Here is a 14,920-nt window from a genome sequence, read left to right as displayed (position 1 = left end):
AAATTTTTCCCTGCCATCGCGCGATTACGCCAGCCTGCGGCAGCATCCGGGGCGGTCAGCCGCAGGTGACGTCAGGCGCTCAGCGCGTCTGCTGATAAACCTGCAGATTGACATACACCGCATTCAGCAGCGGGGTGGCCAGCGCATGGCGCGCCGCGCGCACCCGCAAATCGCCGATGATCTGATCAGCTTCAATGGCATATCCCTGCATCAGATCGCGATACAGCGAGGAGGTCATGGCGGTTCGTTCATCACTCAGCGTGGCCAGAATCTTCGCCGTCACGGCCGGGCGCGGCTGATAACCTTCCGCAGTGATAACCGCCAGCACTTCGGCAAACACGCCCTGCAGCAGCGCCTCGCCGCCCTGCGAGCGCAGCACCTGCTGCGTATTGCCGCGCGCCAGGCAGCAGACCGCGCCGAGCGTGCTCAGCAGCAGCCACTTTTCCCACAGCTCGCTCAGAATGTCAGGGGTAAACACTGCCTCAAAGCCTGCATCGCGCAGCACGTTATCGATCTGCTGCAGAGAAGGCACGTTATTGCCGTCCAGTGCGCCGTAGCACAGCACGTGCAGCGGCGACATCTGCTGCACCTCGCCGTGTTCACCCAGCGTGGCGTGAATTTTACACAGGCCCCCGATCACCCTGTCGCCGAAGCGCGCCCGCAGGGTATCGATATGGCGCATACCGTTCAGAAGCGGCAGGATGCGGGTCTCCGCGCCGGTCACCGGCGCAATATCCTGCAGGGCCTGCTCCAGCGCAAAGCTTTTCACCGCAAGAATAATCAGGTCATAGTGTCCGCTCAGCGATTCAGCCTGCACCAGCTGTGGCGCGATCGCCGTGGTCCCGCTCGGTGATTGCAGCACCAGGCCGGTCTGCTGCAGCTGCTGGAAGCGGCGTTCACGTACCAGAAAGGTCACATCTCGCCCGGCCTGTGCCAGACGTCCGCCAAAATAGCCGCCGGTTGCGCCGGCGCCAACTACCAGAATGCGCATAGTGTGTTCCCTGCAGATGAAAGCCTTTTACCTTAAAGCGCGCGGCAGCGCGCCGCAATGGCAAAACGCGCGGCAGCGGGCGGGGGGGTGATGAAAAAAAGCTCAAACTGTTCGTATTTATTCGTACAATAATGACAGGATGTGGGCAGCGGCAGGCAATGGTGCCTGCCGGTCAGCCGTCATTATGACTAAGGATCCCGCATGCCCCGAACCCTGCCAGCCGAACGTTATCGCAACATCGGCATCTCCGCGCACATTGATGCCGGGAAAACCACCACCACTGAGCGCATCCTGTTTTATACCGGCATGAGCCACAAGCTGGGTGAAGTGCACGATGGTGCGGCAACCACCGACTGGATGGCGCAGGAGCAAGAGCGCGGTATTACCATTACTTCGGCCGCCGTCAGCTGCTTCTGGCCCGGTATGGATGGCAGCTTTGCGCCGCACCGCATCAATATCATTGATACCCCTGGCCACGTGGATTTCACCATTGAAGTGGAACGCGCAATGCGCGTGCTGGATGGCGCGGTTATGGTTTACGACGCCGTCGGAGGCGTGCAGCCGCAGTCAGAAACGGTGTGGCGGCAGGCCAACAAATACCACGTGCCGCGCATTGCGTTTGTGAACAAGATGGATCGGCAGGGCGCTGACTTTTTCCGCGTCGTGCAGATGATGAAAGATCGTCTGCAGGCGCATCCGGTGCCGGTGGTGATACCCATCGGGGCCGAGTCGCGCTTCAGCGGCGTGGTCGATCTCAACCGGATGCACGCCATTTACTGGGATGATGCCACCCAGGGCATGACGTTCCGCTATGCGCCGGTGCCGGACGATCTGCAGGCGCTGGCCGCGGAGTGGCGCGAGCACATGGTGGCGGCAGCGGCGGAAGCCAGTGATGCGCTGATGGATCGCTACCTGACGCAGGGCGATCTCAGCGAGGCAGAGGTCACCGCCGGGCTGCGGCAGCGCACACTGGCCGGTGAAATTCAGCCGGTGCTGTGCGGCAGCGCGTTTAAAAACAAAGGGGTGCAGCGCATGCTGGACGCGGTGATCGAACTGATGCCTTCGCCGCTGGACGTGCCGCCGGTGACCGGTATCGATGCGCACGGAGAGCAGGCGGTGCGTTACGCCGATGATGACGCCCCCTTTGCCGCGCTGGCGTTCAAACTGATGAGCGATCCTTACGTCGGCCAGCTGACCTTTGTGCGGGTTTACGCTGGCGTGCTGCGCAAAGGCGACAGCGTATGGAATGCGGTAAAGGGGCGCAAAGAGCGCATCGGGCGCATCGTGCAGATGCAGGCTAACGCGCGTATTGATCTTGAGGCGATCCGCGCCGGTGACATTGCTGCCTGCGTCGGGCTGAAAGAGGTCACCACCGGAGAAACCCTGTGCGATCCCAACGCGGTGATTACGCTGGAGCGCATGGTATTCCCTGAGCCGGTGATTTCCCTGTCGATTGAGCCGAAAACTGCTGGCGATCAGGAGAAGATGGGGCTCGCGCTGCAGCGACTGGCCGCCGAAGATCCGTCGTTCCGGCTGCACACCGATGCGGAGTCCGGCCAGATGCTTATCTCCGGCATGGGAGAGCTGCATCTGGAGATCATTGTGGATCGCCTGCAGCGTGAATATGGCGTGGAAGCGCGTATCGGTCGTCCGCAGGTAACCTACCGGGAAACCCTGCGCAGCACGGCGCACGACGTGGAAGGCAAATTTGTCCGTCAGTCCGGCGGCAAGGGGCAGTACGGGCACGTTGTGCTGACGCTGGAGCCGCAGGCGGCGGGCGCGGGAGTGGCTTTTACCGACGCCACCAAAGGCGGTGTGGTGCCGCGTGAGTTTATCCCGGCGATTGAGAAAGGGATTCGCGAAGCGCTGAACGGCGGCGTGCTGGCGGGCTATCCGCTGGTGGATATCCGGGCAACGCTGACCTTTGGTTCGTACCACGAAGTGGACTCTTCGGAGATGGCGTTTCGGATGGCGGCAATACTGGCCGTTAAAGCGGCGGCAAAACAGGCTGACCCGGTGCTGCTGGAACCGGTGATGCAGGTTGAAGTGGAAACGCCCGAAGCCTATGCCGGCAGCATTATGGGCGATCTGTCCGCGCGGCGCGGCACGCTGCAGGGGATGGAGGAGCGCGCGGGTATGCAACTTATTCGCGCCGGCGTGCCGCTGGCGGAGATGTTTGGCTATGCGACCACGCTGCGCTCGCTGTCGCAGGGCCGCGCCACCTTCAGCATGACGTTCGCCCGTTACGCTGCGGTGCCGTCCCACGTGGCGCAGACGATTGTGGCGTCGCGCGCGTCATAAGCCTCATGCGGCAGGGAAGCCGCATCTTTTACAGCCGGGTCACGCCGTAAGCCGCGGCCTGTGCTTCCCATTTTTTCACTTCATCAAAGAAACTGCGCTGCGGCACGGCAAATCCGCCGATCAGGCAGGCATCCAGCAGCGGCCGGTATTTGTCATCCATCGTCAGTTCAAACAGGACGCTGCGCAGTTTCTCCATCAGCAGCGCATCGGTCTTGCGCGAGGTGATCAGCGGCAGGGCGGCGCACAGCGGCGTTTCGCCGATTATCTCCAGCCCGGCCAGCGCCTGCGGCGCATAGCGTCGCAGCAGCGCCCACGTAATACAGTCTATGGCGGCGATATCCGCCTGCTGCTCGCGCAGGGCCGTCAGCGACGCGCGGTGGCTGCCGCTGAACAGGGTTTCGCGGAAAAAGCGCCCCTGCACGGCCAGCGGGGCGATGACATAGCGCAGCGCGTTATAGCCGGAGTGCGAATCGGCGCTGTTACACACCGCACGACGATCGTAAAAGTCCGCCAGCGTCCGGTGAGCCTCCTCGCCGCGCACCACCAGCCAGCTGCGATAGCGCAGATCTTTACACCCGGGCGCGACAGAGTGAAACGCCCCCACCAGCTGCACCTCCGGCAGCAGTTCCGCCAGCGGATAGCCGCAGGTCTGGCTCAGCAGCAGGTTGTCGTCACGCCAGTGCGGCAGCAGATCGTCATGCCACTCCACGTCAGCCTGCACGTCGCGCTGCGCCAGCAGCGTGGTAAGCGTGGCGGTCAGACGCCGGGTGCTGGCATGATCGATATCGTACATCGGTAACGAAAGGATAGGCATAGGTGCGTCCTTGTGTCAGTCCTGTCAGTGTCCGTAGCCAGTCGGGCACTGACGCAAAACAGAAGCCTTAAGCGTAACCAATAATAAGCGACACGGCTACGCCGCGCTGTGATTTACCCGTCAGCCTGCTGCAGCGGATGTTGTGCAAAAAAGTTGAAGAAGCGCACGAAAACTATTGGCTATCAGTGGCATCGCGGCTGGCGTAACCTTTGGGTATCGAATCCAGATTATTACGTCCGGGCCGGCCAGGCCCGCGAGGAGCACACACGATGAAAAAGATTGGCTTTTTATCCTTTGGTCACTGGACCCCGTCACCGCACTCCGCCACCCGTTCGGCGCAGGACGTGCTGCTGCAGTCGATTGACCTTGCCGTTGCCGCAGAGGAGCTGGGGGCAGATGGCGCCTATTTTCGCGTTCATCACTTTGCGCGCCAGCTGAGTTCACCGTTCCCGCTGCTGGCTGCGGTCGGCGCAAAAACGCAGCGGATTGAAATCGGTACCGGCGTGATCGACATGCGCTATGAGAACCCGCTGTATATGGCGGAAGATGCCGGCGCGGCGGATCTGATCGCCAACGGACGCCTGCAGCTGGGGCTCAGCCGCGGCTCGCCGGAACAGGTCATTGAAGGCTACCGCTATTTCGGCTTTGACCCGCGCGACGGGGAGAGCGACGCCGATATGGGGCGTCGTCATACCGAAGAGCTGCTGGAGGTGCTGCGCGGCGAAGGTTTTGCGAAACCCAATCCGCAGCCGATGTTCCCGAACCCGCCGGGCCTGCTGCGGCTGGAGCCCTTCTCCGAAGGATTGCGTGAGCGCATCTGGTGGGGTTCCGGCTCCAACGCCACCTCGGTGTGGGCGGCGCAGCAGGGCATGAACCTGCAAAGCTCTACCCTGAAAGATGACGAAACCGGCGAACCGTTCCACGTGCAGCAGGCGAAGCAGATCCGGGCCTATCGTGAAGCCTGGGCAGCCGCCGGCCACGCGCGCACGCCGCGTGTTTCCGTCAGCCGCAGTATTTTTGCGCTGATGAACGACACCGACCGCGCCTATTTCGGCCGCAGCGGTCAGGAGCGCGATTCGGTCGGTTTCCTCGACGAGAAAACCCGCGCCATCTTTGGCCGCAGCTACGCCGCGGAACCGGATCAGCTGATCAAACAGCTGGCGCAGGATGAGGGGATTGCGGAAGCGGATACGCTGCTGCTGACCATTCCGAATCAGCTTGGGGTGGATTACTGTGCGCACGTGATCGAAAGCATCCTGACGCACGTGGCGCCGGAACTCGGCTGGCGCTGATGCGCAGTGGGTCTCGCTCAATCTGGCGGCCGGATGGCCGCCATTTTTTTTGCCCGCGGGCGGGATTATCCGGCGGAAACCGTCCCGGCCCCCAGTTCCCACCACAGCTTATCCAGCGCATAGTAGCGGTCGCGTTCCGCTTCCGGCTGGCGGAGATCGCGCTTCCACGGCTTGGCGAGGATGTAATGCAGATTTTTGACCTCCTCCTGCCGCCATAGCGCGGGGTGCTGGAAGGGCAGGGTCTTCAGCGCATTATAGATATAGGGTAGCGGCAGCCAGCGTCCGGCAAACACTTCATTCAGCAGATCCTGCTCCGAGAACGGGTAACGGCGCAGATCGTCGATCTCCAGCACCTTCTGCTGCAGCCAGTCAAACACCGCCCGATCCGGCTTCAGCACCAGGAAACCGCCGTTAAGGTAGTTATCCAGCGTGGCCGGCGCGGCTTCACCGCGCGCCTGCCAGGTGTAATGACAGTTTTCCGGCTGCCAGCTGGCCGGGTAACTGGCAATCTGGTTCGGGTTACAGCGGCAGGCGTGACAGGCGGCCAGCGCGTGTTTACCCAGATCCAGCGTAAACAGCTCGTCCATGTTGCGCAGCACCAGCATATCCGCATCCAGGAACACCACCCGTTCGCAGTCGGTCAGCTCCCAGGCGCGCAGCTTACTCCAGACTTCGCCAAACTGTGCAGAGGCGTAGTGCTGCTCCAGCTGCGTGTCCGGCATCAGCGGCTCAACCGGATGCACCACGCAGCCGGCCTGCTGCAGCGCTTCCCGCGTTGCGGTGTCAATTGCGTCAGTCACCATCACAATCAGCGGCCAGCGCGTGCCGCTGCGCTTCAGTGAGTGGTGCAGCGCTTTCACGCCAGTGGTGTAATCCGGCTGCGTCAGCAGCGTTACCCAGGCAAACATAATTTCTCCCTGTCAGGCTTTAATCGAACAATGCAGTGACGTAGTCATTGCTGAAACGGTGATGCGGATCGAGCTGCTCACGCACCGCGCGGAAGGCATCCCACTGCGGATAGATTTCCCGCCAGGCGTAACGCTGCGGGTCATAATATTTCCCCCAGTGCGGGCGTCCGCCTTCTGCGGCCAGCAGTTTTTCCACTTCGCTAAGGAAATGCAGACCCTCCTGCGACAGCGAACCATCGTCGGCGTAATACACCACAAAGCCAAAGAAACAGGTGGGCTGCTGGTGAGAGGGACTGAGCCAGGCCTCAGACGCGCCGGTGCAGCGCAGGATAATGGGGTAGTGCATATGCGGTTTATTCTCCGCATACCAGGCTTTGATTTTGCGGATAATCTGCGGCGTCTGCGCCAGCGGCACGCCGATTTCGACGTTGATTTGCGGCACGGCGATCCCGCGGCAAAACAGTTGATAAATATCGCCGCTGATGTCGGTAAAATCGCGAAAACGCGTTACCGTGCGAAACTGCTTGCCGCCTTTACCGTGAATTTGGGTGTCACGATGCATGTGCGCCAGCGTCTGATCGATGGTGTCGTTCAGACTGCTGTCCGCGTTGTCGCCATGTTCAATCACTTCCCGCTGGTTGGCATACCAGGCCTGCGTGTCCTCTGCGCTGGCTTCGTCGGCATTCCAGACGTGCATCAGATTGTCATCCACAAACCACCAGGCTTTGCTCATGGCATGCTGCGTGTTCCACGCCGGCAGATCCTGCTCCAGCGTATCGGCGCTGGCGGCAAACTTATGGCAGCTGAACAGGCGGAACGGCCCGGTGCGCAGGGTGACAGCGGTGACAATCCCCAGCGAGCCCAGTGAAACCTGCGCCGCCGGGAAATCCGCCTCGCCGCGCACAAATTCGCGCACGCTGCCGTCGGCAAGCACCATACGGATGCGTAGCGCTTCGTCAGCCAGCGAACTCTGCTGCAGGCCCTGACCGTGCGTTCCGGTGGCCATGGCACCGGCCAGGGTTTGAATGGCGATAACTCCCGGCGCCGAAGCCAGCATGCGATCCATGCCGGTCAGGGTGTCGTAGACCTCCTGCATCGGCGTACCGGCCGCGAAGGTGACGCTCGCTGCATCCTGTGCCAGCACCCCGCGCAGCGCGCTGAGGTCCAGCGGCACGTCGTCCGGCTGAACACACAGCATCCGCCCGGGTGACAGCCGGCTGCCCAGCACGCGCACTTTGCCATGTGAATCACGCAGTAACTGCTGCAGCGCCGCTTCATTCTGCGGCTGATGCAGCTGCTGTCGTTGCCCGACCACGCTGTTCTGCGCCCAGTTCAACAGGCTGGCATCGGCTTCAGTATGGCTGGTGTTGCGTAAGGGATAGAGCAGGGTGTCTCTGTTCACTGCGGCAGTCCTTAATCTGTGGTCGGTGACGGTCCCGGTTATTTATTCAAGCGTAGACCATCATAGCGAACCCGCAGATTACGGGGCTTTGCGCACGTAACGCAGCGTTGCCGTCACCGCCAGCTGACGATTGCGGCGTATGCTGTCCTCTTCGCTATCCCCGGGGGTAAACAGCGTATGGAAGGTGTAGCGATTGGAAACATGGTGAACGCAGATACTGCTCAGCAGGCGGTGCACGTCCACGGTGTTGAGATCGTCGAGGAACAGGCCCTGCTGCTGGCCGCGGGTGAGGATATTCTCCAGCAGATCAAGGGTGCTTTTGTTCATGGCTTTGATGCGTGCCGACTGCATGATATAGCGTCCGCGCAGCAGGTTTTCGCTGCACACCAGACGCATAAAATCCGGATGCGAGACGTGATAGTCAAAGCTGGCTTCCACCAGTTTTATCAGCGCTTCCTCCGGTGGCAGCGTGGTCAGGTTCAGACCGGTTTCATGCTGACGGATTGCCTGGTACACCTGCTCCAGCACTTCAATGTAAAGCTTTTCTTTGTTCACAAAGTGATAGACCACCATGCGTTTGGTGGTGTTCGCCAGCTCGGCGATCTGCTCCATGCGGGCTCCTTGCATACCGTGTTCGGCAAAGGTTTGCAGCGCCCCGGCAAGAATGCGTTTTTTCAGCCCTTCCGGGTCATTTTTCCGTTTTGGTGTGGTTTCCGACATAGTGCTCAGTCATGGTCAGTCAAACAGGCAGGGTAACACAGACGATGTTATCCGGTGGCGCGGCGGGAGGCGATCAGGGCCAGGTTCCGGCCGCCGCGCTCTCTGGCGCGTCCTGGCGCAGTTTGCGCCGCGCGTCAGCATAGCATTCCGCCGCGGCACGCGCACCGATCGCGGCTTGTTCCGTCATCTTCAGCGGCTATGGTTAAAGGGCGGTTTTTTTCCTCATGGAGATGCACATGAATGAGCAAGTGAAAGCCCTGATTGCTTCCCGGCTGGCGCTCACCGCCGGCCAGCGCCAGCAGACGCACGCCGCCCTGCGTGCAGGGCAGCAGGCGGAGCCGGATGCGCGCCGCGCACAGCGTTATGCGTTTCAGGCGCGGCTGCGGCAGGGGGTGCTGATCGGCAGAAACGATTTACTGCCGGTGGCGTTTCTGCAGCAGGGGATGAACGCCGCGCGCGGCGTGGCGCTGATCCGGGAAGACGGCGTGCCGAAAGGCAGCGGCTTTCTCACGCACGGCAACCTGCTGGTGACCAATCACCATTTGCTGCCGGATGCGGAGGCGGCCGGGCGCGTCACCGTGGAGTTTGGCTATCAGCAGAACGCGGCGGGTGAGATCGTCAGCGGGCCGCGTTTCCGGCTGGATGCGGCGCGCTTCTGGATCACCAGTCCCACCGGGGAGCTGGATTGCACGCTGGTGGCGCTGGGTGACGCGGCTGGCGGCAGCGGCGACGCACCGCGACCGCTGACGCTGGACGATCGTCACGATAAACATGCGCTGGGTATCAGCCTGAACCTGATTCACCATCCGGCGGGCGCACCGCAGCAGGTGACGCTGCGCAACAATGCGTTACTGGCGCGGCATGAGCAGTTTCTGCATTACGAGGCGGACAGCGAGGGGGGATCGTCCGGTGCACCGGTGTTCAATGACGCCTGGCAGCTGGTGGCGTTGCATCACGGCGCCACGGAAGAGAACGGCAGCCTGGTGAATGAGGGCATTCGCCTCAGCGCCATTACCGACTGGCTGAAAGCGACACTGCCGTCCCTGCCGCTGCCGCAGCAGTCCCTGCTGATGCAGGCGCTGACGGCACAGGCACCGCCGCTGACCTCTGCCGCCCGCGCCGCGCCGCCGGACACCGATTACGGCAACCGCAGCGGTTTCCAGGCCGGTTTTCTCAGCGGCACCCATATTGAACTCGCTGATATCATCGCACCGCGCGTCAGCGAAGTGGCGCCGCTGCTTGATGGCCGTCAGGGCGCGGCTGCCCGGCTGGATTATGAGCACTTCTCGCTGCTGATGAGCGCAGAGCGGCAGCTGGCCTTTTTCACCGCCACCAATATCGACGGCGCGCGGTACATCACCATCGATCGCGACAGCGGCCAGCCCGCTTTGCTGCCGGAAGGCGACCGCTGGTATGAAGACAGCCGTATCGATCGCCGCTACGTGACCGGTCAGTCATTTTACAGCGAGTTCAGCCGCTGGTTTGATCGCGGCCATCTGACCCGCCGCAGCGACCCCACCTGGGGCAGCGCAGCAGAGGCGGTGCGCGCCAACAAAGACACCTTTCACTTTACTAACTGCTCGCCGCAGCACTTCCGCTTTAACCAGAGCATCCAGTACTGGCAGGGCGTGGAGCGCTACATCCTCGAATCGGGCGTGTTACAGACTAAGCAGCAGATCAGCGTGCTCACCGGGCCGGTGCTCAACGATCAGCACCGGCAATATGGCACGCTGCAGGTGCCGCTGATGTTCTGGAAAGTGGTGCTGCGCATCGGGCCACAGGGCAGGCCGCAGGCGACAGCCCTGCTGGTGAGTCAGGATAAATTGCTGGACGAACCCCGGCGCGTTCTGCCGCCGGTGCAGCCACAGGCAGTGCCGCAGGTGGATGAGTACCGCGTGGCGGTCAGCGCGCTGGAGAGCCTGACCGGGCTGAATTTCAGCGCCTTTCGTGACTGGGACAGCTGGCAGCCGGAGCCGGCTTTGCGGGCCGAACCCCTGCCGGCGAAGCTCATCATGACGTGGGAGGATTTGCTGTAACCGCCGGCCCGCCAGCGTAAAAAACAAAAAAGCAAAAAGCCCGCTCGGGTTTCCCTGAGCGGGCTTTTCTGAATCTGGCTCCTCTGACTGGACTCGAACCAGTGACATACGGATTAACAGTCCGCCGTTCTACCGACTGAACTACAGAGGAATCGTGTGAACGAGGCGCATATTAACGATGCCGATCCCCGTTGTCAAAGCCCGACTGCACACTTCTGGTTTAAGTGCGCGGAAAAGCAGCGGATTGCTGCTTTTCTGGCGCGGGCGTACAGATTTCAAACTGCCAGCAAGATCTCACTTTAAACGCATTTCCTTTGAGATGTTAGATGCGTGTCAAAGTTTTGTTATTTGCTGATTTTAAAACAGGCGTTTCAGTGCTTTTATGATGAAAATTTCAAATGAAGTATTTATGAAACAAATAAACTGCTTATCGTCACGCACGAAATCAGTTTCGCAGTCTGAATACGTCACCTGGAATTAACCTGTTGATTAGAAATAAATTGCACGATGCCGTTGCCGTAAACCAGAAGAGCTGAAGCTGTACCTCTACAGAGCAAAAAAAAGCGCCAGCGACGTTGAGTGAATGTAAAAGATATTTTTCATTCGTCGTATCAGCCAACCTGAGCACGTTAACAAATAAGAAGGGTTACCTATGAAATTCAAAAAAGCGTTAGTGACTTCCCTGTTAGCTTGCATGTTACCTGCCGCCGTGATGGCAAAAGATATTCAGGTGGGCGTTTCTATGGCGCTGTTTGATGACAATTTCCTCACCATCCTGCGCACCGCAATGCAAAAAGAGATGCAAAAAGACAACGTCAAAGGGCAGGTGGAAGATGCCAAAGGCGACGTCTCCCAGCAGCTGCAACAGGTTCAGAACTTTATTGGCCAGGGCGTGGACGCCATCATCGTCAACCCGGTGGACACCAACGCGGTGAAACCGGTGATGGATGCCGCCAGTAAAGCCGGTATCCCGCTGGTGTTCGTTAACCGTAAACCGGCGGGCGAGCTGACGGCGAAAATGGCGTATGTCGGTTCCGATTCCGAACTGGCCGGCCGTCTGCAGATGGAAGCGCTGGCAAAAGCCATGAACGGCAAAGGCAACGTGGCGATTCTGATGGGTGACCTCGCCAACGAATCCACCCGTGATCGTACCAAAGGGGTGGAAGCCGTGGTGGCCAAATATCCGGGCATCAAAGTGGTTCAGAAACAGACCGCGAAGTTCACGCGTAACGACGCCGTCGACGTGGTGAGCAACTGGATGACCGCCGGTGACGACATTCAGGCCATCGCCTCCAACAACGATGAGATGGCGATTGGTGCACTGCAGGCGCTGGGTAAAAACCCCAATCACATCCTGATTGCCGGCGTCGATGGCACGCCTGATGCGCTGCAGATGCTGAAAAACGGCAAGATGGTGGCCACCGTGTTCCAGGATGCGAAAGGGCAGGGTGAAGGCGCGGTTCAGACGGCACTGAAACTGGTGAACGGCGAGAAAGTGGAAAAAATCATCAATATCCCTTACCAGCTGATCACCAAAGACAACATGGCGCAGTTCGAGAACCGTAACCAGAAATAACCGAACCCGATAAAGCCGTACGGAGGTGATGTATGACCGCTTTTGCGCTTGAAGCCGAAGGCATCAGCAAGTTCTTCCCCGGGGTGAAGGCACTCGACAATGTCTCACTGCGTATTAAACCGGGGTCGGTACATGCCCTGATGGGCGAAAATGGCGCGGGCAAATCCACTTTAATGAAGTGCCTTATCGGGATGTATCGTCCCGATAAGGGCACCATCCGCATTAAAGGGGAGCCAGTGCAGTTTCAGGACACCATGGACGCGCTGCGTTCCGGCATCTCCATGATTCACCAGGAGCTGAATCTGGTGCCGTACATGACCGTCGCCGAGAACATCTGGCTCGGCCGCGAACCGATGAAGTACGGCTTTGTCGACCACGGTAAACTCAACCGGCAGACGCAGGAGCTGCTGAACAACCTGAATATCCGGCTGAAAGCGGATCGCCTGGTCGGCGATCTCAGCATTGCCGCCCAGCAGATGGTGGAAATTGCCAAAGCCGTGTCGTGGAACTCCGACGTTGTGATAATGGATGAGCCGACCTCCGCCCTGACCGAGACCGAAGTCGCCCACCTGTTCAATATCATTCGCGATCTGCGGGCGCAGGGCAAAGCCATCATCTATATCAGCCATAAAATGGATGAGATCTTCGCCATCACCGACGAGATCAGTATTTTCCGTGACGGCACCTGGGTAGGCAGCGACAGTACCACCGCCTTTACCCGCCAGTCGCTGATCACCCAAATGGTGGGCCGCGAACTGACGCAGCTGTTCCCGAAATTCAACAGCGCCATCGGCGACGAAGTGCTGACGGTGCGCAACCTGACCTGTAAAGATCGCTTTACCGATGTCAGCTTCAGCGTGCGCAAAGGCGAGATCCTTGGCGTGGCCGGGCTGGTGGGCGCCGGACGCAGCGAAGTCATGGAAAGTCTGTTCGGCATGGAGCGGTTCGACAGCGGGGAAATCCTCATTGACGGCGTGCCGGTCAACATTGATTCGCCCTCCACCGCCATTGAGAAGGGCATGGCGTTTCTGACCGAAGACCGGAAAAAGTCCGGCCTGTTCCTCGTGCTGTCCGTGCTGGAGAACATGAGCATCGTCAATATGCCTGACTACATCGGCAAAAGTGGATTTGTCAGCCATGTGAAGATGGCGCAGGACTGTATGGAGCAGATCCGCAAACTCAATATCAAAACGCCAACCATGGATCAGATCATCAACAACCTCAGCGGCGGCAACCAGCAGAAGGTGCTGATCGCACGCTGGCTGCTGGCGCAGCCAAAGATCCTGATTCTCGACGAACCGACGCGCGGCATCGACGTCGGCGCCAAAGCCGAAATCTACCGCCTGATCAGTGAACTGGCTAACCGTGGTGTCGCCATCATTATGGTCTCTTCGGAGCTGCCGGAAATTCTCGGCATGAGTGACCGCGTGATGGTGATGCACGGCGGACGTATTACCGGCATCCTCGATAAAGAAGACGCCGACCAGGAAACCATTTTGTCGCTGGCATCAGAGTGAGGCGCGAACCCTTATGAACAATGTAAAAGCTACGGCTCCCCAGGCTACCGAACCGACGTCGTTTTTTGCCAGTCTGCGGCATAAGCTGCCCAAAGACACCGGCATTTTTGTGGTGATGGTCGGTATCGCCCTGATTTTTGAAATTGCTGGCTGGTACGTGCGTGACCAGTCTTTTCTGCTCAACACCAACCGTTTAGTGCTGATTGTGCTGCAGGTGGCCATCATCGGCATCATCGCCGTCGGCGTTACCCAGGTGATCATCACCACCGGCATTGACCTCTCTTCCGGCTCGGTCATTGCCCTGACCGCCGTCGTGGCCGCCAGTCTGGCGCAAACCTCTGACAGCCTGACGCCGATGTTCCCGTCGCTGGTGAACCTGCCGGCGGCCATTCCAATTGGTGCCGGTATCGGCGTCGGTCTGCTGTGCGGCCTGATCAACGGCGTGCTAATTACCCGAACCGGGATTCCGCCCTTCATTGCCACGCTGGGTATGATGGTCTCCGCGCGCGGCCTGGCGCAGTACTATACGCAGGGTAACCCGATCAGCTTCCTCTCCGACGGCTTTACCGCCATCGGCCAGGGCGCGATGCCGGTTATCATCTTCCTGGTGGTGGCTTTCCTGTTCCACATTGCCCTGAAGCACACGCGCTACGGTAAATACGTGTATGCCATCGGCGGCAACATGACCTCGGCCAAAGTTTCCGGCATTAACGTCAACAAATATCTGGTCATTGTGTACACCATCGCCGGTGCGCTCTCCGGTCTGGCGGGTGTGGTGCTGGCGGCGCGCGTCAGCAGCGGACAGTCCAGCATGGGGATGGCCTACGAGCTGGATGCCATCGCCGCGGCGGTGATTGGCGGCAGCAGCCTGATGGGCGGCGTCGGCCGCATCACCGGCACGCTGATTGGTGCGGTGATCCTTGGCCTGATCAAAAGCGGTTTCACCTTTGTCGGCGTGGATGCCTACGTGCAGGACATCATTAAAGGGATGATCATTGTGGCCGCGGTTTCTATCGACATGCATCGCAACCGCAAAAAACGCTAAGCCTGACCCGTCCGTTTTCGCTGCGCAGAGTACGCTGTGCGCAGCGTTAAACGGATGGCCGCACCCGCCTCACCGGCTGATAAGTTTTCCCACTGGCTGAGCCACTGCCGTTACCCCGCTGACGCTGTCGTTTGCCCGCTCTTCCGCCTGTCTGCCGCCGCCGCGCCCGCAGCGTCATCACTTTTTTGCACATCAGCCTTGCGCGGTTGCACCATCGGAGTGCGTAACGGCGCTGCCGGGCGGGTAAAAGCGCCTGTCTGCCGCGCCATAACGCTTCCGGGGTAATCAGAAAGGCTTATTTTCCCGCCTGTTAGGAAA

Annotated in this window: 11 protein-coding genes and 1 tRNA gene; 6 read left to right on the top strand and 6 right to left on the bottom strand. The window is 60.0% G+C overall.

Going from position 1 to position 14,920, the window contains the following annotated elements; genetic code table 11:
* Positions 1-79 precede the first annotated feature (79 nt).
* On the bottom strand, positions 80-991 hold the full coding sequence (locus D8B20_RS10890) for a ketopantoate reductase family protein (protein ID WP_145888890.1): 912 nt from the start codon (positions 989-991) through the stop codon (positions 80-82).
* Positions 992-1,192: 201 nt separating this feature from the next.
* Here D8B20_RS10890 and fusA point away from each other — a divergent pair, with 201 nt between their 5' ends.
* Positions 1,193-3,292, top strand: coding sequence for an elongation factor G (gene fusA, locus D8B20_RS10885; RefSeq protein ID WP_145888889.1), 2,100 nt, complete (start codon positions 1,193-1,195; stop codon positions 3,290-3,292).
* Positions 3,293-3,320: 28 nt separating this feature from the next.
* Here the strand turns inward: fusA and D8B20_RS10880 are convergent, their stop codons facing one another.
* Complete coding sequence (locus D8B20_RS10880) at positions 3,321-4,106, bottom strand: phosphate/phosphite/phosphonate ABC transporter substrate-binding protein (protein ID WP_145888888.1); 786 nt, start codon at positions 4,104-4,106, stop codon at positions 3,321-3,323.
* A gap of 269 nt (positions 4,107-4,375) precedes the next feature.
* On the opposite strand from D8B20_RS10880, the gene D8B20_RS10875 reads away from it, so the two are divergent.
* Positions 4,376-5,398, top strand: coding sequence for an LLM class flavin-dependent oxidoreductase (locus D8B20_RS10875; RefSeq protein WP_145888887.1), 1,023 nt, complete (start codon positions 4,376-4,378; stop codon positions 5,396-5,398).
* A 65-nt stretch (positions 5,399-5,463) separates the two neighbouring features.
* Here the strand turns inward: D8B20_RS10875 and D8B20_RS10870 are convergent, their stop codons facing one another.
* From D8B20_RS10870 to D8B20_RS10860, 3 genes are all read right to left on the bottom strand, one after another.
* A complete protein-coding gene (locus D8B20_RS10870; RefSeq protein ID WP_145888886.1) occupies positions 5,464-6,306 on the bottom strand; it encodes a glycosyltransferase family 8 protein in 843 nt (280 codons plus the stop codon).
* Positions 6,307-6,325: 19 nt separating this feature from the next.
* The gene (locus tag D8B20_RS10865) at positions 6,326-7,708 is read right to left on the bottom strand and encodes a D-arabinono-1,4-lactone oxidase (RefSeq protein ID WP_145888885.1); all 1,383 of its coding nucleotides are present in this window, start codon (positions 7,706-7,708) and stop codon (positions 6,326-6,328) included.
* Between the two features lie 78 nt (positions 7,709-7,786).
* Positions 7,787-8,428 (bottom strand): TetR/AcrR family transcriptional regulator, encoded by a 642-nt coding sequence (locus D8B20_RS10860; protein ID WP_145888884.1) that lies wholly within the window; start codon positions 8,426-8,428, stop codon positions 7,787-7,789.
* Positions 8,429-8,664: 236 nt separating this feature from the next.
* Here D8B20_RS10860 and D8B20_RS10855 point away from each other — a divergent pair, with 236 nt between their 5' ends.
* On the top strand, positions 8,665-10,464 hold the full coding sequence (locus D8B20_RS10855; protein WP_145888883.1) for a DNA/RNA non-specific endonuclease: 1,800 nt from the start codon (positions 8,665-8,667) through the stop codon (positions 10,462-10,464).
* 75 nt (positions 10,465-10,539) lie between these two features.
* Here D8B20_RS10855 and D8B20_RS10850 read toward each other — a convergent pair.
* Positions 10,540-10,615, bottom strand: a tRNA-Asn gene (locus D8B20_RS10850).
* A 501-nt stretch (positions 10,616-11,116) separates the two neighbouring features.
* Here D8B20_RS10850 and D8B20_RS10845 point away from each other — a divergent pair.
* The 3 genes from D8B20_RS10845 to D8B20_RS10835 are packed head-to-tail and all read left to right on the top strand — an operon-like array spanning position 11,117 to position 14,602.
* A complete protein-coding gene (locus D8B20_RS10845; protein WP_145888882.1) occupies positions 11,117-12,040 on the top strand; it encodes a sugar ABC transporter substrate-binding protein in 924 nt (307 codons plus the stop codon).
* Between the two features lie 32 nt (positions 12,041-12,072).
* Entirely contained in the window at positions 12,073-13,557 is a 1,485-nt protein-coding gene (locus D8B20_RS10840) for a sugar ABC transporter ATP-binding protein (protein WP_145888881.1), read from the top strand.
* A 13-nt stretch (positions 13,558-13,570) separates the two neighbouring features.
* Positions 13,571-14,602: an ABC transporter permease gene (locus D8B20_RS10835; RefSeq protein WP_145888880.1), complete on the top strand. Its 1,032-nt coding sequence runs from the start codon at positions 13,571-13,573 to the stop codon at positions 14,600-14,602.
* Positions 14,603-14,920: the final 318 nt, after the last annotated feature.

The sequence above is a fragment of the Candidatus Pantoea soli genome, from assembly GCF_007833795.1.
Classification (GTDB): Bacteria; Pseudomonadota; Gammaproteobacteria; order Enterobacterales; family Enterobacteriaceae; genus Pantoea; species Pantoea soli.
Note: the sequence above shows the minus strand (reverse complement) of the source record. Positions and strands in the feature narration are given on the sequence as shown.